We start from the raw sequence: 20,495 nt of genomic DNA on the forward strand, positions 1-20,495 counted from the left end.
ATCGCCCTGCCCTTCGCCCCAACTTCCACCGGGACTCCGCCATGACGCCTGTAGGACTCGTACGAATCGCCGCCCTTGCCGCACTGCTCGCACTGGGCGGATGCAGCGCGCTGTCGCCGGGGCCGTCCGCGCTGACCTATGACCTCGGGCCGATGGCCGGCACGCCGTCGCAGTCGCCCGCACCGCTGCCCAAGCTGCGCGTGGCCCAGACCGACGGCCCGGTATGGATGGACAACCAGTCGCTCTACTACCGCCTGCAATACTCGCAGGCGCAGCGGCTGCAGGCCTATGCCACGCAGCGCTGGGTCGATTCGCCACCCCGCCTGTTCGATGCGCGCCTGCGCGACGCGGTGTCCGGGCGCGGCGCGCTGACGTGGTTCGGCGATGGCTCGGTGCCGGCGCTCAAGGTGGACCTGCTCGCCTTCGAGCAGGTGTTCGACAGCGCCACCGCCAGCCGGGGCGTGGTGCGGGCGCGCGCCACCGTCTATCACAAGGGCCTGATCGGCCAGAAGACCTTCGTGGCCGAGCAGCCCGCCTCCAGCGCCGATGGCGCCGGCGGCGTCAAGGCGCTCTCCACCAGCAGCGACGCGGTGATCGCCGCCATCCTCGACTGGGCTGCCACACTGCCGCTGGCCGCCGCCACGGCATCCGGCCCGGCCGCGCTGCCCGCCGCCAACCCGCCCGGCGCCAATGCGGTGCCGCTGCCGACGGCGCCGCCGTCACCGAATCCGCCCCGGCCGTAACGGCGGCCTGTATTCGCACGCATGACTCTGGTCGCGCCCCCGACATCTCCCCCGCCCCCGCCGCCGCAGCCACCGCAGCAGCCGCGCCAGCCGGAGCTGGACGGCTGGCTGCCGCGCCACTCGCCGCTGGCGCGCGTCGGCCTGATCTGCTTCACGCTGCTGGTGGCCTACGCCAGCCTCTATCCGTTCACGGGATGGGTCAATAACGGCATCTCGCCGCTGGCCTTCCTGACCGCGCCCAAGCCGCGCTACATCACCGAGTTCGACCTGATTACCAACGTGCTCGGCTATTGCCCGTTCGGGGCGCTGGTCGTGCTGGCGCTGCACCCGCGCATCTCGGGCGCGCGCGCCACGCTGATCGCGCTGGTGGCCGGCGCGCTGCTGTCGGCGGTCATGGAGGCGTTGCAGACCTGGCTGCCGAGCCGCATCTCGTCGAATATCGACCTGATTACCAACGCGCTCGGCGCGCTGCTGGGCGCGGCCATGGTGGCGCCGTTCACCAGCGCGCTGGTCGATCGCGGCACGCTTACGCGCCTGCGCATGGCGTGGTTCGAGCCCCATGCGAGCTTTGCGATCCTGCTGGTGCTGCTGTGGCCGTTCGCGCAGATCTTTCCGCAGGAGCACCTGTTCGGCATGGGCGGCATCGTGCGGGAATGGCTGACCGACCCCGATTCCTGGCCGATGGAGATCCTGCAGGGCTACTTCCCCGCCCTGCTCGATTGGCAGAACAACGTGGGACTGCGGCCCGACGACATGCAGGCCCAGTTGATGCTGGAAACCATGGTGACCGCGTGCAGCTGGATCGGCACGGGGCTGTTCGCCTCGCTGGCGATGCGGCGCACCGCGCCGATGCTGCGCATCCTGGCCGGGCTGCTCGCCTTCGCGCTGCTGCTCAAGGCCACCGTGGCCGAGTTGCAGTTCGCGGACGACAACACCTTCAACTGGCTGTCCGAGGGGGGCCGCTTCGCGCTGACCACGAGTTCGCTGGTGCTGGTGCTGCTGCTGCGCCTCCCGCGCTGGCTGCGCGCGCTGCTGGCCATCGTGGCGCTGGCGGGGCTGGTGGTGCTGACCAACGTGCTGCCGCCGAATCCCTATGCGTGGATTTCGGAGCAAGGCTGGCGCATGGGACGTTTCGTGCACTTCAACAGCCTGGCCCAGTGGCTGGGCTGGCTGTGGCCGTTCGCGGCGTTCTTCTATGTGCTGTGGCGCGTGGAGCAGATGAGCATGCGCCGGCGGCTGCAGCGGCTGGCCCGGCGCCGTGCCACGGCGCGCGCCGTGGCGGCGGCGACGGACCGGCAGGTGGATGCCGGCCCGGGTCCGGGCCAGCCCTGATCCCAATCGAATCGATTTAGTGGAGCTGGCCGCCCTGCTCGCGGATATCCGCGTCGGTGGTCAGCGTGGTCTGCACCGCCACCCGCAGGCCGGCGATCAGCGTGTCCAGCGCCAGGCTCGGCGCGCCGGGATGCCGCGCCGCCTGTTCCGGCAGATAGGGAATGTGGATGAAGCCGCCGCGCGTGCCGGTCAGGCCGTGCCGCGCGATGCCATCCATCAGCCCGTAGAACACGTGGTTGCAGACGAAGGTGCCGGCAGTCTGCGACACCATCGCCGGCACGCCCGCCGCGCGCAGGTCGCGCACGATGGCCTTGATCGGCAGCGTGGCGAAGTAGGCGGCCGGGCCATCGGCGGCAATGGTCAGGTCGATCGGCTGCGCGCCGGCGTTGTCGGCGATGCGCGCATCGTCGACATTGATCGCCACGCGCTCGATCGACAATTCCGTGCGGCCACCAGCTTGCCCCACCGCAATCGCCACATCCGGCTTTACCGACGCCAGCAGCGCCGACATCGCCTCGATGGCCGCGCCGAACACGCACGGCAGCTGGCGGGCGACGATGATCGCATCGCCCACCTGCTGGCCGTCCAGCGCCCGCACCGCCTCCCATGACGGGTTGACCGGTTCCTTGTCGAACGGCTCGAAGCCGGTAAGTAATACGGTTCGCTGGGCGGTACGCATAGTGCGTGTCTCCATCAGTTACATCAGGAAGTACAGCAGGACGATATTGGCCGCCAGGATGGCCAGCGCCGACGGCACCTGCGCGCGGATGACCGCGTTCTTGTCGTCCAGCTCCAGCAGCGCCGCCGGGACGATGTTGAAGTTGGCCGCCATCGGCGTCATCAGCGTCCCGCAGTAGCCCGAGAACATGCCGATGGCCGCCATCACGGCCGGGTTGGCGCCGAACATGCCCACCAGGATGGGCACGCCCACGCCGCCGGTCATCACCGGGAACGCGGCAAACCCGTTGCCCATGATCACCGTGAACAGCGCCATGCCCACGCAGTACACCGCCACGGCCACCAGCTTGTAGTCCATGTTGATGTAGGCGGTGGCCAGGTGCGCCACGGCCTTGCCCACGCCGGCGTCCGCGAAGACCAGGCCCAGCATCGCCAGCATCTGCGGCAGCACCAGCGCCCAGCCCAGCGACTCGATCAGCCGGCGCGACTCGCGCATGCCTTGCGTCACGGTGTCACGCGTCAGCCAGCACACCACGGCCAGCGAAACCAGGCAGCCAATGCCGAGCGACACGAACGTCACGTTCTTCGGATCGAGCAGCGGCACGCCGGCCAGCTTCACGTCCTTGAACAGCACCGTGCCGATCACGGTCACCAGCGGAATCAGCAGCGCCGGGATGAACAGCTTGTTGCCCAGCCGCTTGGCGCTGGCGCGGCGCTCCGACTCGGGCAGCGTGCCGTGCTTGCCGTGGCCCACGCCGCCGAAGCCGGCGATCAGTGCCATCAGCACGGCGGCGATGCCGACGATGGCCGGCGGGATCTTGTCGCCAATCAGGAAGATGGCCGCGTACAGCGCCCAGAACAGGCCGGTGGACAGGCGACGCGGGTGCGTCTTGTCCGTGAACGTCATCAGGGCGGTAATCGCCAGCACGAAGCCGGCCAGCCAGTAGAGATAGTCGATGGATACGATCATGGCTTACTCCCCAACCTTGCCGGATGCGGCGGACGTGGCCGGCGTCCCCGCCGGCGTCTTGCCCAGTTCGCGCTCGAGCCAGCCGTCCAGCCGCTTCAGGCGCACCGCGTGGATCAGGAACGCGCAGATCGCGGTGGGAATGCCCCAGACGGCGATGTGCAGCGGCTCCACGTCGATGTTCGACGACAGCAGGAAGGTGTGCATCAGCGCGATGGCACCGAAGGCCACGAAGATGTCCTCGCCGAAGAACAGGCCCACGTTGTCGGTGGCGGCGCAGAAGGCCAGCACGCGCTGGCGCACCGGCTCGGGCAGGTGCCCGAAGCGGTTCTCGGCCGCACCTTCGGCCATCGGGGCCAGCAGCGGACGCACCATCTGCGGATGCCCGCCCAGGCTGGTCAGCCCCACGGCGGCGGTCAGCTCGCGCACGGCGAGGTAGACGATCAGCAGGCGGCCCACCGTGGCCGAGGCGATGCGCGAGATCCACGCCTGCGCGTGCTCCCGCAGGCCGTGGCGCTCGAGCAGGCCGATCACGGCCAGCGGCAGCAGGATGATCAGCGGCAGGTTGCGCGCCTTGACGAAGGCCGTGCCGATCGCGGTGAAGATCTGCATCAGCGGCATGGAAGCGGTCAGCCCCGTGACGATGGCGGCAAGCGCCACCACCAGCATGGGATTGAACCGCAGGACAAAGCCGATGACGATGACGCCGACCCCGAGCAGGGGCCAAAGATTGACAGCCGATTCCATGGGTAACACCAGATAGAAGGTGAAGCTAACGGTGGAGCAAAGCCAGCGCCGGCGGGCGGGCGCCCGTCAGGCACCAGCCCGGATGGCGATGCCTTCCGCGCCGAGCCGTTCCCGGATGCGGCGCGCGAAGGCAAGCGCGTGGGCGCCGTCGCCGTGCAGACACACGGTTTCGGCGCGGATCGGTACCCAGGTGCCGTCGATGGCGCGCACGCGTTGGTCGCGCACCATCGACAGGGTCTGGTCCAGGGCAACTTCCTCGTCGTCGTGCAGCGCGCCCGGCGTGCCGCGCTTGACCAGCGTGCCGTCGGGGTTGTAGCCACGGTCGGCGAACACTTCTTCCTTCACCTGCAGCCCGGCGTCGCGCGCCATGGTGATCATGCGGCTGTTGGCCAGGCCGAAGAAGACGAGGTCGGGGTTGTAGTCGCGCACGGCCCGTACGATGGCGGCGCAGAGTTTTTCATCGCGCACGGCCATGTTGTAGAGCGCGCCATGCGGCTTCACGTGGGCGAGCTGGCCGCCCTGGGCGCGCACGATGGCGTCGAGCGCGCCGATCTGGTACAGGACGTCGGCGTAGACGGCTTCCGGGTCGCGCTGCATCTCGGTGCGGCCGAAGTTCTCGCGGTCCGGGAAACTCGGGTGCGCGCCAATCGCCACGTTGTTGGCGATGGCCCACTTCACGGTCTGGAGCATGGTGGCGGCATCGCCGGCGTGCCAGCCGCAGGCCACGTTGGCGGAGCTGATCAGCGCCAGCAGGGCTTCGTCGTTGCCGCAGCCTTCGCCCAGGTCGGCGTTCAGGTCGATTTGCATGGGGGTTCTCCTTGTACGGTGGGGTCCAGCCCGGTTACGCCACGAAGCGCGTGGTGGTGCGGCGGCGCGCGGCGATCTTCATGCCATCGCCCTGCCATTGCAGCGCCTGGTCGATCTGCCGCAGGTAGCGGTCCAGCTCCGCCTGCGCGGCGGCGGCCTCGTCCAGCGTGGCCTGCACGAAGCGCACGGACGCGCCGAGCGGCACCTGCGCCAGCCGCCAGAGGTCGGCGCCGATCACGACGCCAATCTTCGGATAGCCGCCCGTGGTCTGCGCATCGCTCATCAGGGCGATGGGCTGGCCGGCCGGCGGCACCTGCATCACGCCCGGCACCACGCCGTGCGAGAGCAGGTCGCCGCTGCGCTCGGCGCGGCGCGCCAGCGCGGGGCCCTGCAGGCGCAGGCCCATGCGGTTGCTCTGCGGCGTGATGGTCCAGTCGGACTGCCACAGCGCGGCCTGCGCGGCGGGTTCGAAATCGGGATATTCGGGGCCGGGCAGCATGCGGATGGCCCAGGCGTCGTCGATGCGGTTCACGGGCAGCGCCCAGCCGGGTGCGGCCACGCCGAGCCAGTCGCGTTCCTCGTCCAGGCCCGGACGGCCGGCGGGCAGCTTGTCGCCTTCGCGCAGCACGCGGCCCTCGAAGCCGCCATAGCCGGACTTCAGGTCCGTGCTACGGGAGTTCATGACCAGCGGCACATCGATGCCGCCCGCCACGCAGAGGTAGGTGCGGGTGCCACCGCGCGGGGACGGCAGCGTCAGGGTCTCGCCGCGATGCACATCGAAGGCATGCCAGCACCAGACCGGCACGCCGTCCAGGTTGGCGCCGCACTCGGCCCCGACCAGCGCCACGCGCATATCGACATGGAAGCGCATGGCCGCGCGGCCCAGCGTGAATTCGATGCCGGCGGCGCCGGCCGCGTTGCCGAGCAGCCGGTTGCCCACCTGGAGCGCCAGACTGTCCGCCGCGCCCGAGCGGCCCACCCCGAAGCGTCGGAAGCCCACCCGGCCGAGATCCTGCACGGACGCCTGCGCGCCGGGACGAATGATTTCGATCACGCCAGATACTCCTCGACGATGAAGCGCACGGTGTCGCCCGGCGCGAACAGGGACGGCGGATCGCGGTCCGCCACGAAGAGCTGGGCGTCGGTATGGCCGATCAACTGCCAGCCGCCGGGCAGCACGGCCGGATAGATGCCGGTCTGCTCGCCGCCGATGCCCACGGCACCGGCCGGCACGGCCAGGCGCGGCTCGCGGCGGCGCGGCGTGGCCAGTTCGGGGACCATCCCGCCCATATAGGCGAAGCCGGGCTGGAAGCCAAGGAAATACACCACGTACTCGCCGGCCGCATGCCGGCGCACCACTTCCTGCGGCGTCATGCCCGTGTGCGCGGCCACATCGGCCAGATCGGGGCCGAACTCGCCGCCGTAGCGCACGGGAATCTCCACCAGCTTGCCGGTGGCGTTGCGCGTCTCGCCGGAGGCCCACGCCACCTTCAGATTGCGCTCCAGCGCGGCCACGTCGGCGGTGTCGTCGAACACCAGGGTGAGATTGTTCATGCCCGGCACCACGTCCACTACGCCGCGCCAGTCGGCGGCGCGCTCGGCCATGGCCCAGATGCGGCGCTGGACATCGAGCGAAGCGGGCGGCGCCACGCTATAGAGCAGCGCCTGCTCGGCCAGGCGATGGACGGTGCAATCGGGCATGTGGGGGCAACCTGTGAGGAAGAGGTCGGATGGCGTCGGACCGAATGTGACTCAGCCGTATTTCATCGACGATTTATCGATAAATTCATCATAACGAAACATGCCAACGCCCAGCACTCGGGGTTGTCCCTAGGATGTTATGCACCGTTAGCGACAAGATGTCGCCAAGACGGGGAATAAGTGATTTTTGCTGCGCTTATTGTGAAAGGTGGTTGAAAGGCGGTGCGCAGACATTCAAGGCGCCGCTTGCCTGCCTGTCGGAACAATAGGCAATAAAAAAGGCCGGGAGCGTGTCCCGGCCTTCTTTGATCCTGCTACCTGCGTGCTTTGTTTTGCTTCAGGCAAACCCGGCCTGATGCGCCTGCTGGTCGGCGTGGTACGAGCTGCGCACCATGGCGCCCACGGCGGCGTGGGTGAAGCCCATCTTGTAGGCCTCTTCCTCGAACATCTTGAAGGTGTCCGGATGCACGTAGCGCATCACCGGCAGGTGATGGTTCGACGGCGCCAGATACTGGCCGATGGTCAGCATGTCGATATCGTGGGCGCGCATGTCGCGCATGACTTCGAGGATTTCCTCGTCAGTCTCGCCCAGGCCCACCATCAGGCCCGACTTGGTCGGCAGGTGCGGATTACGGCGCTTGAACTCCTGCAGCAGCTTGAGCGAGTGCGCGTAGTCGGCGCCCGGACGCGCCTGCTTGTACAGGCGCGGCACGGTTTCCATGTTGTGGTTCATCACATCGGGCGGGGCGGCCTGGAGCACGTCCAGCGCCTTGTCCAGACGGCCACGGAAGTCAGGCACCAGCACCTCGATGCGCGTGGCCGGCGACAGCGCGCGGGTCTGCGAGATGCAATCCACGTAATGCTGGGCGCCGCCGTCACGCAGGTCGTCGCGGTCCACGCTGGTGATCACCACGTAGTTCAGCTTCAACTGGGCGATGGTGCGCGCCAGGTTGCCCGGCTCGTTCACGTCGAGCGGATCGGGGCGGCCATGGCCCACGTCGCAGAACGGGCAGCGGCGCGTGCACTTGTCGCCCATGATCATGAACGTGGCCGTGCCCTTGCCGAAGCACTCGCCGATGTTCGGGCAGCTCGCTTCCTCGCACACCGTGACGAGGTTGTTCGCGCGCAGGATGTCTTTGATCTCGTAGAAGCGCGAGTTGCCGGTGGCCGCCTTCACGCGGATCCACTCCGGCTTCTTCAGCTTCTCGGCCGGCACGATCTTGATGGGGATGCGCGCGGTCTTGTCGGCCGACTTCTGCTTGCGGGTCGGATCGTACTCGGCAGGGGATTGCGGGGCTTCGCTGGACGTGGCGATCAGGGCGTCGCTCATACTGTTCTCCGCACGCTTGGCCGCGTGCATGTTTGGCTGTGGACTTGGCTGTGAATCGGGGCCGGGTACGCCATCGCTGTGCTCAGGCGGCCTCGGCGGCGGCATTCCCACGCGCCGGGGCACGCGCTTCGCGCGCCGCCAGCACCTCGCACAGGGCCGCCGCCAGGCGTCGCGCGATTTCGGGGTAGTGGGCCGCAGTGACGGCGCCCTTCGTGGCATTCGTCGTGGCACTCAGCGTCGATGGCGTTCCCCCGGCTTCGCCTGCCCCCGGCACGGTGGCGCCCGCGCTGGCCATGTCGACTGTTTCCAGTCCGGCATAGCCGCAGGGGTTGATGCGAAGGAACGGTGAGAGGTCCATCTGCACGTTGAGGCTGACGCCGTGATAGCTGCAGCCGTTGCGGATCTTGAGGCCGAGCGCGGCAATCTTGGCGCCCTGGTGCGGTCCGTCCGACAGGTAGATGCCGGGGGCGCCGGGCTTGCGTTCGGCTGCGAGATTATACGCCGCGAGCGTGTCCAGCACCGCCTGCTCGATATCGGTCACCAGCTCGCGCACCATCAGGTGGCGACGACGCAGGTCGAGCAGCAGGTAGGCCACGACCTGGCCCGGGCCGTGATAAGTGATCTGTCCGCCACGATCGATCTTGACGACGGGGATGGCGGCGTCGGGCGAGAGCAGGTGCGCGGGGTCCCCGGCCTGGCCGAGCGTGTAGACCGGCGGGTGCTCGACCAGCCAGATCTGGTCCGGCGTGTCGGGCGTGCGGGCCTCGGTATAGGCGCGCATGGCGTCGAAACAGGGCGCGTACGGCTCCAGACCCCGTTCGATGACTTGAATGGCATGCATGCCCGAGAGTGTAACGAAAAGGGCCGGCATCCGCCGGCCCCTGGTGGGCGACCCCGGTCATGGCGGGGTCTCGCATTCGGCCTCCCGGTCCGGTCTGGGCGGCCAGACCAGCCTCAGTTCAGGAGGCCGTGACCTGATCCTGGCCCGGTGTCCATTCGGTCCCTCGAACCAAACGCCTCACGGCGCGGAACACGAAATGTGGCAGGTCCGCCACGGTCGCCGCCGGGCGGCGTGCTTCGGCAATCAGCGCCAACCTGACCGGGCGGGTCGCGCGCGAGTCCACGCTGATCACGATCTCGTCGCCGCGCCGGAGCAACAGGCTGCCGCCACAACGGAGCCAGTAATCCTCCGAGTCGTTCTCGCGGGTCACCCACACGTCCGTGGCTTTGGCGTCTTCCACAAACAGACGCTGGGCAGCATGGAGCGAGAGGCTGGTGACTTCGCCAGGGACGAGGGTGAACACTGTCGTTGTGAGCAATGCTTTCATGATGGCTTTCTCCGTGTGCCGGGTGCCCGCTGACTGGTCAGATGCGCCGGAACTGGCCTGGATATTGGACCGGGCCAGTTAGGGGGCGCTGACAAGCGGTTCCGGTGCATTGCATTCTAGTGATTGCCCTAGCACTATCAAAACGATATATATTCTTGTGTCTTGTTAGCCAAACTCACATAGAGAACTCGCATCATGGTCTGGAGCGGCAGCTGGAATCCCGACAATGGACAGCGCTGGAAGCGCGATTTCCCGCGCCTGCCGGCGCTCTCCGCGCTGCGCGCCTTCGAGGCCGCCGCCCGCCACGAGAGCTTTTCCCGCGCGGCGGCGGAGTTGTTCGTCACCCATGGCGCCGTCAGCCACCAGGTCCGCGCGCTGGAGGAGGAACTGGGCCAGTTGCTGTTCGAGCGGCGCGGCAAGCGGGTGATGCTGACCGCCAACGGCCGGGTCTACGCCGAGCGCGTGCGCGACGCGCTGTTGCAGATCGCCGATGCCACGCGCGTGCTCCAGGCCGGCAACCGCGACAAGCGGCTGACCATCAGCACCATGCCGTCCTTCGCCGCGCGCTGGCTCACGCCGCGCATTGGCAGCTTTATCGAGCAGCATCCAGAGCTGGACGTGGAGCTGCTGTCCTCGAACTCGCTGGTCGACTTCGCCAATGAGGAAGTGGACATCGCGCTGCGCATGGGCAACGGTGACTACCCCGGCCTGTACGTGGAACGGCTGCTCGACGATGTGTTCTTTCCCGTGTGCAGCCCCGATTTCAACGGCGGCCGCCTGCCCGAGCAGCCGGCGCACATGGCCGGCATGCCGCTGCTGCGCGGCGAGGGCGATCCGTGGCAACCGTGGTTCGAAGCCGCCGGGCTGGACTGGCCGGAGCCGCGCAAGGGCCTGCTGCTGCAGGATTCCTCGCTGCTGCTGCAGGCCGCCGCCGAGGGCCAGGGCATCGCGCTGATCCGCTCCTCGCTGGCCTACAACGACCTGCTCTCCGGCCGCGTGGTGCGACTGTTCGACGTGAGCATCGTCTGCCCGTGGCTGCTGTACTTCGTCAGCACGCAGGCCAGCCTGGAATTGCCTAAGGTGCAGGCGTTCCGCCAGTGGCTGCTGCCCGAGATGGAGCGCTTTCGCAACATTTTGTCGCAGTGGTCTGACTAGCACCCCTTACCTCACAACCGGAGGGTTGGTGGGGCGAATGGACGGGTCACAGGAGAAGCGTTCCTGACCGGTGGGGGAGCGGAGACCAGACGGCAATTTGGTATCAAACTCAATGCGCAGACCATTGGGCAGGTCTTCCTTGCCGTAGACAAAACCGGGAATCAACGGATATCGCGCGGTAATAATTCTGCCGGTAGTCTCGCTGTGCAATTTCGATATATACATAGCGTCTTCAGTCGCCGCAATGGTGAACCGCTTCGAGTCTTTGAATGGGTCGAAGCTCACCATATAGCGCCAGCCTTTGAAGGTTTTGCCGCCATCGGTCGAATAGAGCAACGAGATGGAGCAGCCTCGGTCGCTGCACGTCCGTTCTGGCGGCTGGGACGACGGAATGACAAGGTTCAGGCCGGTTGCATCCGCATTGATGAGCCTGCCCTGAAAGTTCTCGATGCCGTTGCGCCCAAGTCTTTTGCGAATCCCTTGCTTCGTGTCGTTGTAGTACGTCGTCCCATGGTGGCAATCCCAATAGTTCTCTAGTGTCATAAAACGATGGTCGTCGATGCGATAGATCACCTGTGGCGCCACATCGTAGACGGCGTCCAGCGGTGGGCCGACATAAGAGGGCGGCGTGGCGCAACCGGCAATCAAAAGGGCGCCCAGTGCGGCGGCGGTGATGGCGCTTCGCATCAGAATTCCCTCCGTTTGATCTTTTCAGCCTGAGCGCGGGTGATTTCAGCTGCCACGGTTTCGCCGTCGATAAGCGACGGCATGGCGGGCTTCATCAGGTTGCCGGTAAGGAAATACGGGTCCCGCAAGGAGGTCCAATCGGCCTCCTGCAGCAATCGGGTCCAGAATGTGGGGTCCTTATATGCATCGCAGAAGCCAACGGGCAGGTCATAGGCGACCACGCGCTTCATGAATTCGGCATTTTCAGGCAAGCTGCTGTGATCCGTCGGCTCGGGTTGATATTGGTCGATGCGCTTCCGCATCTCTTCCCGGGTCTCAATTCTGCGATTGGGTCGCCCATCGTTGTAGATGTCTGGCTCTTCCCTGTATTCCTCCGGCTCGTAGATCGATGCGAGATATGAGAATGTCGTATCGAGACGCTCACCGGTTTCCGGGTCAACCTCGCCCCATTTTGCGGCAGTATGTTTTGGCCTATCGAAGCGCTGCACCTCCTCAGCCGTCAATGGATTCGGCACTGCCTCGGCGTTGATCGTCACCGTCTTGTTCTTGTCAGGTACCGCCCAAAGCTTCATCAATCCACCCAGTACCCCGCGATTACCGTCCCAGAAATCGTCGGACTTGACCCCGGGAGGTGGATCCGGGATCGGCGGTAGCGACCCAAACTTCTTGACGCCCGGCGCGTCGCCGCAAGGCGTACCTCGCGCCAGCATCCTTTGTTTGACCGTATCGCCCAACTCCGCCAGCAGATTGGCATCCAAGCCCTGCCAGCCAATACTCTGCAAGGCCGTGCAACCCATCACCCGGTCATGGGGGCTGAAGTACACGTATAACCGCCCATGGTTGTCGCGCTCGGGCATGCCGAAGTGATTTTCGAGATCGGGGCGCCAGAAATTCATGTCCTCGGTCGCACCGACTTGCAAGCACTTTATCTGCGCCGGTGAGAGCGCCCGCTTTTCCTGTTTGATCCGGTTGGCGATATTGCGGAAAGTATTGACCCTTGCCCGTTCGGTAGGTCGTTCATTGCCACAGGTGAGGGAGTCGGTGATTTTGTCGTCGAGTGCGAACGGCGAATTCATGATGAACAGCGCGTCCGGCGCGCGCGTCTCGCACAAGGCCGTGGCGGCCATGGCAATCATCGTTCCCTGGCTGTGCGAGCAAATCGAGATCGTGTCATTAGGCGAATGCCGGCGAATCTTGTCGATCAGCCCGGCCAGACGCTGCACCGCATGGGCGTAATAGGTGCGTGGCGGCGCGTCCTGCAATTGGCGCTCCGTCTCGGTATTGAGCGCCTGCATATCCACACCCAGGACATGCCGGCGGAAACCGGCCTCGCTCCAGAGTTGCTGAAGATTATTTGTGCCGTTCTGGAAAGGACCACCGCCCCAATACCATGGCCCGCCCTGACTCGTGCATTGCGGCGCACTGTAATCAGTGCCCCGGATATTTCGTAGCGGGATCGTATAGTTTTCTTCCTGACCATCGGGAGCTCGATAGCCCCAGTAGAAGCGGATGACGGGGGAATATCCTGCTGTTACGACACGGCGCCCATCCTGCTGTTTTGTTACGCTATCAACCGCCGTGTAGGTGGTTGCTTCGAGGTCTGCGCGATTCAATCGCTGATTCAACCCGTCGCATAGCGCGCCTTCCGCCGCGTCATACCACTCCCCTTCCGAATTGACCCCGTGCACAAAGATAATAATTCCGGGCAGGTGCGAAGGAATCTGTGCTTCCGCCCGGACCTCGAAGCTTTCCGGTGTCAGGAACGACTCCCAGTACGGCCGTCCCTGCGCGTCGATCTGCATCGGCACGACGCGCGTGGCGATATTGAGCTTGTTCCGCTTCGATTCGTTAGCCGGCGCGGGTTGAGCCGACCGCCCATCGTCCTCTTCAAAAACATCAGCCATATGACCTCGCTTCCATGCCACCGCAGCCTGAAAAGCTGCGTATTCGGCATGCTAGAAGCGAGGATCCGGTCACTACAATCGTAAAATGCCGAAACTCGCGTCGGCGAAGATGGCTTGGCGGCTATGGGGTCCGGCCGGGTGACTCAGCTTTCTTCGTCTTTTTCCGATGGTGTCGGCGCAGGCTTTGCGGCGGCAGTCTTTGCACGCCCCGCGCGCGGGTGGGCCTGGTCGTAGACCTTGGCCAGATGCTGGAAGTCGAGTGAGGTGTAGACCTGCGTCGTGGCGATGCTGGCGTGGCCGAGCATCTCCTGCACCGCGCGCAGGTCGCCTGACGATTGGAGCATATGCGTGGCGAATGAGTGGCGCAGCATGTGCGGATGCACGTGGGTCGGCACGCCGGCCGACAGCGCCTGCTTGCGGATGCGCGACTGCACGGTCGCCCCGGACAGCCGCTTGCCGCGCGTGCCGAGGAACAGCGCGTGGGCGTCCTCGGGCGCTGCGCCGGGGCGCAGCAGCGTGTCGCGCACGGCCAGCCACGCCCGCAGCGCCTCCATCGCCTTGCTGCCGACCGGCACCGAGCGCCGGCGCGAGCCCTTGCCGATCACGGTGACCTCGGCGCCCGCCAGGTCGATCCAGCCGATCGAGCGGTACGCGCCATCCTCGGTGTAGCGCAGGTCGAGCTGCACCAGCTCCGACAGCCGCAGCCCGCTCGAATAGAACAGTTCGAACACCGCCTGGTCGCGCCGCGCCTCGGCCGAGTCGCCGGGGCGATGGGCGACCAGCGCCACCGCATGCTCCACCGACAGCGCCTTGGGCAGCGGCTGGCCGCGCTTGGGCGCGCGCACCCCATCGACAGGATTCACCGCCACGCCATGGCCATGGCGCGCCGCCCACAGGTAGAAGCCGCGCCAGGCGGAAAGCGTGCGGGCGATGGTCCGCGCGGACAGGCCGCCGCCGTGCATGCGCGCGGCGAAGGACCGGATGTGATGGGTTTCGAGCGCCAGCAGCGCCACGCCCGGCGCGTGGCGCGCGGCGTGGGTCTGGAGCACGGAGAGGTCGTGGCCGTAGCTGGCCAGCGTGTGTTCGGCCAGCTTGCGGCCGGTGGCCAGCCAGTCGAGGTAGCGCACCACCAGCGGATCGGGCACCGGCTTGGGGTCCGGTGCCTCGCTATCCGATGGCGGGCGGCGGGACATGTCAGTCGCGCAGGCGGTTCAGCGCGGCGCCGGCGACTTCGCCGATCTGGCCCAGGTAGGCCGTGCCCATGCCTTCGTGGAAGCGGCGCGCATCGGGCGAGCCCAGCACCAGCAGGCCGAAGGTGGCGCCCAGCGCGTCTTCGTCCGGGCGGGTCGGCACGCGCAGCGCCACCATCGCCAGCGAGGCGATGTCATCACGCTCGAGCAGCGCGGCGGCCTCGAAGCCGCTGTTCGGGCCGCAATACGGCGCGCGCAGCCCTTCGGCAAACAGGCGCAGGTCGTCGCTGGCGCCCTGCGCCACTTCGATGTGCGTAAAGGCTTCGCCGACGTTCCACACGCGCAGCGCCACGGCCGGCACGTCGAACACCTGCTGCAGGCCGTCCTGCACCGTGTACGGCAGCGCGTGCGAGTCGGCCTCGGCCAGCAGGCGGAGCTGCCAGGCGTGCATGCGCTGCTGGGTGCGGTCGTTGTCGTGCCCGTGGCGGACCAGGTCGGCCAGCTTCAGCTCCAGCCCCTTGTTCTTCTCGCGCAGGATTTCCATCTGGCGCTCCTGCAGCGACACGGCGCGATGGCTATGCGGGCTGGTCAGCTGCACCGCGGCCAGCAGTTCGGCGTGTTCCTCGAAGAACTGCGGATTGCTCTGCAGCCAGGCGGCGACATCTTGGGCGTTCATAAGCTTCTACCGGAGTATTTTTCGGATGGCAGTGTAGCAAACGGCACTGCTAGGTCTGGATCAGCCGCTTCTGGCGCGAAATGCTCATCAGGATGCCGATCCCCATGCCCAGTGTCACCAGCGCCGTCCCGCCGTAACTGAGCAGCGGCAGCGGCACGCCCACCACGGGCAGGATCCCGCTCACCATGCCCATGTTCACGAAAGCGTAGGTGAAGAAGATCAGCGTGATGGAACCCGCCAGCAGCCGCGAGAACAGCGTCGGCGCATTGGCGGCAATATACAGCCCGCGGAAGATCAGCATCAGGTACAGCACCAGCAGCACCGCGTTGCCGATCAGGCCGAATTCCTCCGAGAACACCGCGAAGATGAAGTCGGTGTGCTTCTCGGGGATGAATTCCAGGTGGGTCTGGGTGCCCTTGAGCCAGCCCTTGCCGGTCACGCCGCCCGAACCGATGGCGATAATCGACTGGATGGTGTGGAAGCCCTTGCCGAGCGGGTCGGTGGTGGGGTCCAGCAGCGTGCAGACGCGGTGCTGCTGGTAGTCGTGCAGGATCGGCCAGTTCACGCCCGGGGCGCAGATCTGGCTTTCATACGAGATCAGCAGCGTGACCGCCACCACGCCGATGGCCAGCAGCGGCAGGATGATCTTCCAGGTCAGCCCGGCGAAATAGATCACATAGAGGCCGGCGGCCAGCACCAGCAGCGCCGTGCCAAGGTCAGGCTGCTTGGCGATCAGCCCCACCGGAATGCCGAGCATGACCAGCGCCACGACAAAGTCGAACCACTTGACCACGCCCTCGCGCTTCTGGAAGTACCACGCCAGCATCAGCGGCATCGAGATCTTCATGATCTCGGACGGCTGGATCACCATGCCCACGTTGAGCCAGCGCCGCGCGCCCTTGCGGATCAGGCCGAACATCGCCACGGCAATCAGCAGCGCCACGCCCACTGTATATAGGGGGACGGCGACCCGCATCAGCAGCTGGGTCGGCATGTAGGCGATCACCATCATCACTGCGTACGAGAGCAGGATGTTGCGCAGCTGGTCTTCCACGCGGCCCGGCATGTCGATGGCGGCCGAGTACAGCGCCACGATACCGGTGGCGAACAGCAGGAAGACGATCAGGGCCAGCGGCTTGTCGAAGCCCGTGAGGGCCGTCCGGATCACGGACACGACGCGGCGTTTATCCATGGTGCCCGTCTCCTTTACTCTGAAGCATTGTTACGGGGGGCGGGTGCCGTCGTGCTGACCGGCCGGACGCGTGGCTTGGCCGGCGCAGGCGCCGAGGCGGGTGCGGGGCGCGCGGCGGGTGCCGGGGCCGGCACCGGAGCCGGCGCGGCCGGCTTGCTGTGGCCAAGCGCCTGGAGCATCCGTTCGTCGAGCGTGGCCACGGCCGAGGCCGGCGCGATGGCGGCCGGGTCAAGCTGTGCGGCGATCGATTCCGACGCGCCGCGCGCGCCGGCGCCCGATGCCACGGTGGCGCCGGAAGCCCCCGCCAGGGCTGCACTCGCCCCCGCAGCACTGGCGTCCGCGCCCGAGGCCGCGCTCACCGGCGCATTGGCCATCACCGTGGCCGTCGCCACGTTCGCCGTCAGGCCGGTGGTGAACACGCTCGGCGTGTCCACCGGCGGCTTGCCGCCCGCGCGCTCGCGCTCGGCCGGCGGCGGCGCGTTGGCCTGCAACTCCTCGGGCCACTTGCCGAGCAGGTAGTAATCCATCACCTTCCGCGCGATCGGCGCCGCCACGGCCGCGCCGAAGCCGGCGTTCTCGACGATCAGCGCCAGCGCGATCTTCGGGTTGTCCGCCGGCGCGAACGCGGTATAGAGCGAGTGGTCGCGCTTGCGCTCGTCGATGGCATGGTGGTTGTACTTCTCGCCCTTGGCCAGCGTGTAGGTCTGCGCCGTGCCGGTCTTGCCGGCCGATTCGTAGGCCGCGCCCGCGAACACGCGCGCGGCAGTGCCCGAGTGCGTCACGGCCACCATGGCCTTCTTGATCACGTCGATATCGGCCTGCTTGAGCGGAATCCGATAGCTTTCCTTGGGCACGGTCAGCGTCCGCTGGCGCGAGACCGAATCCTCCACCGCCTTCACCAGGTGGGGCTTCATCGCCGCGCCATTGTTGACGATGATCGACACCGCATTGGCCAGTTGCAGGATCGTGAAGCTGTTGTAGCCCTGCCCGATGCCCAGCGAGATGGTCTCGCCGTCATACCACTTCTGCTGCTCGGGCTTGCGGTACGCCTTGCGCTTCCACTCGGTGGACGGCAGGATGCCGCGGCTTTCGCCCTCGATGTCGATACCCGTGATCTGGCCGAACCCGAGCGGCTTCATGAAGTCGTGGATGCCGTTGACGCCCATGTCGCGCGCCAGCGCGTAGTAATAGGTGTCGCAGGACTGCACGATGGACGCCTGCATGTCCACCCAGCCGTGGCCGCCCGGCTTGTCGTCGCGGAAGGTGTGGTTGCCCAGCGTGAAGAAGCCCGGATCGTGCATGCCCCAGGCGGCCGTGCGCTTGCCGATGGTCAGCGCCGCCAGCGCCATGAACGGCTTGTAGGTGGAGCCGGGCGGATAGGTGCCGCGCAGCGGGCGGTTCAGCAGCGGCTTGTCCGGCGAGCTGTTGAGTTCGTCCCAGGTCTTCGAATCGATGCCTTCCACGAACAGGTTCGGGTCGTAGGTCGGCTTGGAGACGAAGGCCAGGATGTCGCCCGTGGCCGGCTCGATCGCCACCAGCGCACCGCGCCGGTCGCCAAACAGCTGCTCGGCCAGTTGCTGGAGGCGGATGTCCAGCGACAGGATCAGGTTGTTGCCCGGCGTGGCCGGCGAGGTGGACAGCGTGCGGATCGGCCGCCCGCCCGCGCTCACTTCCACTTCCTCGAAGCCGGTCAGCCCGTGCAGTTCGGCCTCGTAGCTCTGCTCCAGGCCGATCTTGCCGATGTAGTTGGTGCCCTTGTAGTTGTCGGCGTCCTTGCGCGGATCGTACTTGGCGCCCTCGGCGTCGTTGGCCTCGTCCATCGCATCGATCCGCTCCTGGTCGCGCTGCGAGATGCGCCCCAGGTAGCCGATCACGTGGCTGGCCGATTCGCCGAGCGGGTACTGGCGGAACAGCCGCGCGCGCACATCCACGCCGGGAAAACGGAAGCGCTGGGCGGAGAACTTGGCCACTTCCTCGTCGGAAAGCTGGCTGCGGATCGGCAGGCTTTCGAAGCTGCGCGACTCTTCCAGCAGGCGCTTGAAGCGGCGGCGGTCACGCGGCTGGATATCGACAAGTGACGAAAGCGACTCAATCGTGTTGTCGAGGGTATCGGTCAGCTTCGACGGCGTGATTTCCAGCGTGTAGGCCGAATAGTTGCGCGCCAGGATCACGCCGTTGCGGTCCATGATGATGCCGCGATTGGGCTCGATCGGCGCCACCGAGATCCGGTTGTCCTCGGCCTTGGCCGAGTACTGGTCGTGCTTGTACCACTGCAGCCACAGGAAGCGGGTGAACAGCAGCCCGAAGCAGATCACCGTAAACAGGGCGGCAGCCGCCACGCGGATGCGGAAGCGGCCGATTTCCAGTTCGACGTTGCGGATTTCGGTCATGGCGGTACTGCGGCGGCGGGTTCGGCGTGGGCGGTGGCCCGGGCGGCTCTATATAGATAGATCCGGCCCGGGAAGGCTGGATCGGCTAAATCGGTCGGGTTTCGTCGACGTCGTGCGAACGCCGCTGTGGCGCCAACAGCACACTGGTGGCCAGCGGCCACAGCAGCGCCTCGATGCAGGGCGCCAGCAGCAGTTGCCAGCCCGGCAGGGGCGCGCCCATGGCCAGGCGGATCACCACCGGCACGGCGTGGACGATAAACAGCAGCGGCAGCACGTGCAGCGCCTGGGTATAGACCGAGAACCACAGGACGCGGCGATGGATCGTGATGGCGAAGTAGGCCAGCAGCGTGTAGGCCATGGCGTGCTCGCCCAGCAGGCGGGCATCGTGCACATCCATCAGCAGGCCGAGCAGGAAGGCCACGCCCATGCCGACCTTGCGCGGCTGGTGGATGTTCCAGAACACCAGCACCAGCGCCACCATGTCCGGAATCCAGAGCGTGGTGCCCCACGGCATCAGGTTGAACAGGAAGGCGACGATGAACGTCACCGCGATGAACGCGGGGTTGACCGGGCGCAGCAGATACTGGGGATTGGTCACCGTGCGGGCTCCGTGGCAGCGGGTTTATCGCCGTTTTTCTCTGCCGATTTCTCGGCACCGGCGCGGGCCGCCGCCGAACGCGCACCGCGCTCGGCCTTCTGCGGCTTGTCCTCGTCCTGCGGACGCGGTCCCAGCCCGGACTCGTAACGCACCACCAGCAACTGTCGGTGCGAGCGCACGCCAGCCACCGGCTCGCAGTACACGCGCGAGAAGGCGGTATCGGCCTTGCGTTCGATATGGGAGATCTTCGCCACCGGCAGGCCGGGCGGATAGGTCCCGTCCAGGCCGGATGTGACGAGAAGGTCTCCTTGCTGGAGATCGGCCGAGGCCGCCATGAAGCGCAGGTCGAGCTGCCCGGCACGCGAGCCGCCAAAGGCCACGCTGCGCAGCCCGTTACGCACCACCTGGACCGGAATCGCCTGATCCTTGTCGGTCAGCAGCGTCACTTCGGACTGGAGCGGCGAGACCCGCGTGATCTGGCCGATCACGCCGCGTTCGTCGATCACCGGATAGCCGGCGCGCAGGCCCTGCACGCTGCCCCGGTCGATCACGATGCGCTGGCTGTATGGGTCGCGGGCGTCATAGAGGATCTCCGCCGCCACCACCGGCGTGGCCGATTGCTGGGTCAGATTCAGCAGCTTGCGCAGCTGGTTGTTCTCGGCCTCGAGCTGGGCCTGGCGCACGGCGGCGCTGGCCTGCTCCACGGCGCTGCGGCGCAGCTCGCGGTTCTCGTTGGCCAGCGTGACGGACGACTGGGCATAGTCAAAGACGCCGCGCAGCGCATCGCGCGGCACCAGGACCACGCGTTCCACCGGCATCAGCACGGTGGCGGCAACCTGGCGCGCGACGCGCATGGCGTCGAAGCGGGCATCGACCACGAGCAGCGTCAGCGCGATGGTCACGAAAATGACCAGCCGCGCCACGGCGGACGTGCCTTGCTTGAAGAGCGGCGGTGGGGAGTAATCCATTTACCCGTGCGCAGGCGAAGTCATCCCGCCGGGGGCGGCGGGAAGGGGCGGAAATCTCGTGGCGCACGCGCCGGCGCAGCCTGCTGGGGCCGGCATGCCGCG

Annotated in this window: 20 protein-coding genes; 3 read left to right on the forward strand and 17 right to left on the reverse strand. The window is 66.8% G+C overall.

What is annotated here, in order from left to right:
• Window positions 1-41 precede the first annotated feature (41 nt).
• Window positions 42-743, forward strand: coding sequence for an ABC-type transport auxiliary lipoprotein family protein (locus AC1DP9_RS08150; RefSeq protein ID WP_477107018.1), 702 nt, complete (start codon window positions 42-44; stop codon window positions 741-743).
• A 21-nt stretch (window positions 744-764) separates the two neighbouring features.
• On the forward strand, window positions 765-2,075 hold the full coding sequence (locus AC1DP9_RS08155; RefSeq protein ID WP_477107019.1) for a VanZ family protein: 1,311 nt from the start codon (window positions 765-767) through the stop codon (window positions 2,073-2,075).
• Between the two features lie 16 nt (window positions 2,076-2,091).
• Here AC1DP9_RS08155 and pcp read toward each other — a convergent pair whose 3' ends face one another.
• From pcp to AC1DP9_RS08200, 9 genes are all read right to left on the reverse strand, one after another.
• Window positions 2,092-2,754, reverse strand: coding sequence for a pyroglutamyl-peptidase I (gene pcp, locus AC1DP9_RS08160; RefSeq protein ID WP_092291265.1), 663 nt, complete (start codon window positions 2,752-2,754; stop codon window positions 2,092-2,094).
• 18 nt (window positions 2,755-2,772) lie between these two features.
• Window positions 2,773-3,723: a DUF979 domain-containing protein gene (locus tag AC1DP9_RS08165; RefSeq protein WP_092291263.1), complete on the reverse strand. Its 951-nt coding sequence runs from the start codon at window positions 3,721-3,723 to the stop codon at window positions 2,773-2,775.
• 3 nt (window positions 3,724-3,726) lie between these two features.
• A complete protein-coding gene (locus AC1DP9_RS08170; protein ID WP_092291261.1) occupies window positions 3,727-4,467 on the reverse strand; it encodes a DUF969 domain-containing protein in 741 nt (246 codons plus the stop codon).
• A gap of 66 nt (window positions 4,468-4,533) precedes the next feature.
• Window positions 4,534-5,274 carry a 5-oxoprolinase subunit PxpA gene (gene pxpA, locus AC1DP9_RS08175; RefSeq protein WP_092291258.1) on the reverse strand — a complete coding sequence of 247 codons (741 nt, stop codon included), beginning with the start codon at window positions 5,272-5,274 and terminating at the stop codon, window positions 4,534-4,536.
• Window positions 5,275-5,308: 34 nt separating this feature from the next.
• Entirely contained in the window at window positions 5,309-6,328 is a 1,020-nt protein-coding gene (locus AC1DP9_RS08180; protein ID WP_092291256.1) for a 5-oxoprolinase subunit C family protein, read from the reverse strand.
• On the reverse strand, window positions 6,325-6,975 hold the full coding sequence (gene pxpB / locus AC1DP9_RS08185) for a 5-oxoprolinase subunit PxpB (protein ID WP_092291254.1): 651 nt from the start codon (window positions 6,973-6,975) through the stop codon (window positions 6,325-6,327). The genes AC1DP9_RS08180 and pxpB overlap by 4 nt, the downstream gene beginning before the upstream one ends.
• A 337-nt stretch (window positions 6,976-7,312) precedes the next feature.
• Window positions 7,313-8,305 carry a lipoyl synthase gene (lipA, locus tag AC1DP9_RS08190; RefSeq protein ID WP_092291252.1) on the reverse strand — a complete coding sequence of 331 codons (993 nt, stop codon included), beginning with the start codon at window positions 8,303-8,305 and terminating at the stop codon, window positions 7,313-7,315.
• 82 nt (window positions 8,306-8,387) lie between these two features.
• Window positions 8,388-9,146, reverse strand: a complete 759-nt coding sequence (lipB, locus tag AC1DP9_RS08195) for a lipoyl(octanoyl) transferase LipB (RefSeq protein WP_477107020.1) — start codon at window positions 9,144-9,146, stop codon at window positions 8,388-8,390.
• A 118-nt stretch (window positions 9,147-9,264) separates the two neighbouring features.
• Window positions 9,265-9,633, reverse strand: a complete 369-nt coding sequence (locus tag AC1DP9_RS08200; RefSeq protein ID WP_477107021.1) for a DUF2917 domain-containing protein — start codon at window positions 9,631-9,633, stop codon at window positions 9,265-9,267.
• Window positions 9,634-9,828: 195 nt separating this feature from the next.
• Here AC1DP9_RS08200 and AC1DP9_RS08205 point away from each other — a divergent pair, with 195 nt between their 5' ends.
• Complete coding sequence (locus AC1DP9_RS08205) at window positions 9,829-10,788, forward strand: transcriptional regulator GcvA (protein ID WP_092291246.1); 960 nt, start codon at window positions 9,829-9,831, stop codon at window positions 10,786-10,788.
• Window positions 10,789-10,794: 6 nt separating this feature from the next.
• On the opposite strand, the gene AC1DP9_RS08210 is transcribed toward AC1DP9_RS08205, so the two are convergent.
• The 8 genes from AC1DP9_RS08210 to mreC form a co-directional block, all read right to left on the reverse strand.
• Complete coding sequence (locus tag AC1DP9_RS08210) at window positions 10,795-11,475, reverse strand: T6SS immunity protein Tli3 family protein (RefSeq protein WP_477107022.1); 681 nt, start codon at window positions 11,473-11,475, stop codon at window positions 10,795-10,797.
• Complete coding sequence (locus tag AC1DP9_RS08215; RefSeq protein WP_477107023.1) at window positions 11,475-13,379, reverse strand: T6SS effector phospholipase Tle3 domain-containing protein; 1,905 nt, start codon at window positions 13,377-13,379, stop codon at window positions 11,475-11,477. Before AC1DP9_RS08215 ends, AC1DP9_RS08210 begins: the two co-directional genes overlap by 1 nt.
• A gap of 143 nt (window positions 13,380-13,522) precedes the next feature.
• Window positions 13,523-14,572: a tyrosine recombinase XerC gene (locus AC1DP9_RS08220; RefSeq protein WP_477107024.1), complete on the reverse strand. Its 1,050-nt coding sequence runs from the start codon at window positions 14,570-14,572 to the stop codon at window positions 13,523-13,525.
• Between the two features lies 1 nt (window position 14,573).
• A complete protein-coding gene (locus tag AC1DP9_RS08225; RefSeq protein ID WP_092291242.1) occupies window positions 14,574-15,245 on the reverse strand; it encodes a DUF484 family protein in 672 nt (223 codons plus the stop codon).
• A gap of 49 nt (window positions 15,246-15,294) precedes the next feature.
• Window positions 15,295-16,437: a rod shape-determining protein RodA gene (gene rodA, locus AC1DP9_RS08230; RefSeq protein ID WP_454756722.1), complete on the reverse strand. Its 1,143-nt coding sequence runs from the start codon at window positions 16,435-16,437 to the stop codon at window positions 15,295-15,297.
• Between the two features lie 14 nt (window positions 16,438-16,451).
• On the reverse strand, window positions 16,452-18,827 hold the full coding sequence (mrdA, locus tag AC1DP9_RS08235) for a penicillin-binding protein 2 (RefSeq protein WP_477107025.1): 2,376 nt from the start codon (window positions 18,825-18,827) through the stop codon (window positions 16,452-16,454).
• 85 nt (window positions 18,828-18,912) lie between these two features.
• A complete protein-coding gene (gene mreD, locus AC1DP9_RS08240) occupies window positions 18,913-19,425 on the reverse strand; it encodes a rod shape-determining protein MreD (protein ID WP_092291236.1) in 513 nt (170 codons plus the stop codon).
• Window positions 19,422-20,393, reverse strand: coding sequence for a rod shape-determining protein MreC (gene mreC, locus AC1DP9_RS08245; protein WP_477107026.1), 972 nt, complete (start codon window positions 20,391-20,393; stop codon window positions 19,422-19,424). The genes mreD and mreC overlap by 4 nt, the downstream gene beginning before the upstream one ends.
• Window positions 20,394-20,495 lie beyond the last annotated feature (102 nt).

The organism is Cupriavidus sp. 01L43 (genome assembly GCF_056399925.1).

What these genes read in the sequence shown, in the direction of transcription:
- AC1DP9_RS08225 (WP_092291242.1), bottom strand. Translation starts at nt 15,245, where the DNA reads ATGAACGCCCAAGATGTCGCCGCCTGGCTGCAGAGCAATCCGCAGTTC.
- mreC (WP_477107026.1), bottom strand. Translation starts at nt 20,393, where the DNA reads ATGGATTACTCCCCACCGCCGCTCTTCAAGCAAGGCACGTCCGCCGTG.
- pxpB (WP_092291254.1), bottom strand. Translation starts at nt 6,975, where the DNA reads ATGCCCGATTGCACCGTCCATCGCCTGGCCGAGCAGGCGCTGCTCTAT.
- AC1DP9_RS08210 (WP_477107022.1), bottom strand. Translation starts at nt 11,475, where the DNA reads ATGCGAAGCGCCATCACCGCCGCCGCACTGGGCGCCCTTTTGATTGCC.
- AC1DP9_RS08220 (WP_477107024.1), bottom strand. Translation starts at nt 14,572, where the DNA reads ATGTCCCGCCGCCCGCCATCGGATAGCGAGGCACCGGACCCCAAGCCG.
- AC1DP9_RS08165 (WP_092291263.1), bottom strand. Translation starts at nt 3,723, where the DNA reads ATGATCGTATCCATCGACTATCTCTACTGGCTGGCCGGCTTCGTGCTG.
- AC1DP9_RS08215 (WP_477107023.1), bottom strand. Translation starts at nt 13,379, where the DNA reads ATGGCTGATGTTTTTGAAGAGGACGATGGGCGGTCGGCTCAACCCGCG.
- pxpA (WP_092291258.1), bottom strand. Translation starts at nt 5,274, where the DNA reads ATGCAAATCGACCTGAACGCCGACCTGGGCGAAGGCTGCGGCAACGAC.
- pcp (WP_092291265.1), bottom strand. Translation starts at nt 2,754, where the DNA reads ATGCGTACCGCCCAGCGAACCGTATTACTTACCGGCTTCGAGCCGTTC.
- AC1DP9_RS08205 (WP_092291246.1), top strand. Translation starts at nt 9,829, where the DNA reads ATGGTCTGGAGCGGCAGCTGGAATCCCGACAATGGACAGCGCTGGAAG.
- rodA (WP_454756722.1), bottom strand. Translation starts at nt 16,437, where the DNA reads ATGGATAAACGCCGCGTCGTGTCCGTGATCCGGACGGCCCTCACGGGC.
- mrdA (WP_477107025.1), bottom strand. Translation starts at nt 18,827, where the DNA reads ATGACCGAAATCCGCAACGTCGAACTGGAAATCGGCCGCTTCCGCATC.
- AC1DP9_RS08170 (WP_092291261.1), bottom strand. Translation starts at nt 4,467, where the DNA reads ATGGAATCGGCTGTCAATCTTTGGCCCCTGCTCGGGGTCGGCGTCATC.
- lipA (WP_092291252.1), bottom strand. Translation starts at nt 8,305, where the DNA reads ATGAGCGACGCCCTGATCGCCACGTCCAGCGAAGCCCCGCAATCCCCT.
- lipB (WP_477107020.1), bottom strand. Translation starts at nt 9,146, where the DNA reads ATGCATGCCATTCAAGTCATCGAACGGGGTCTGGAGCCGTACGCGCCC.
- AC1DP9_RS08200 (WP_477107021.1), bottom strand. Translation starts at nt 9,633, where the DNA reads ATGAAAGCATTGCTCACAACGACAGTGTTCACCCTCGTCCCTGGCGAA.
- AC1DP9_RS08155 (WP_477107019.1), top strand. Translation starts at nt 765, where the DNA reads ATGACTCTGGTCGCGCCCCCGACATCTCCCCCGCCCCCGCCGCCGCAG.
- AC1DP9_RS08150 (WP_477107018.1), top strand. Translation starts at nt 42, where the DNA reads ATGACGCCTGTAGGACTCGTACGAATCGCCGCCCTTGCCGCACTGCTC.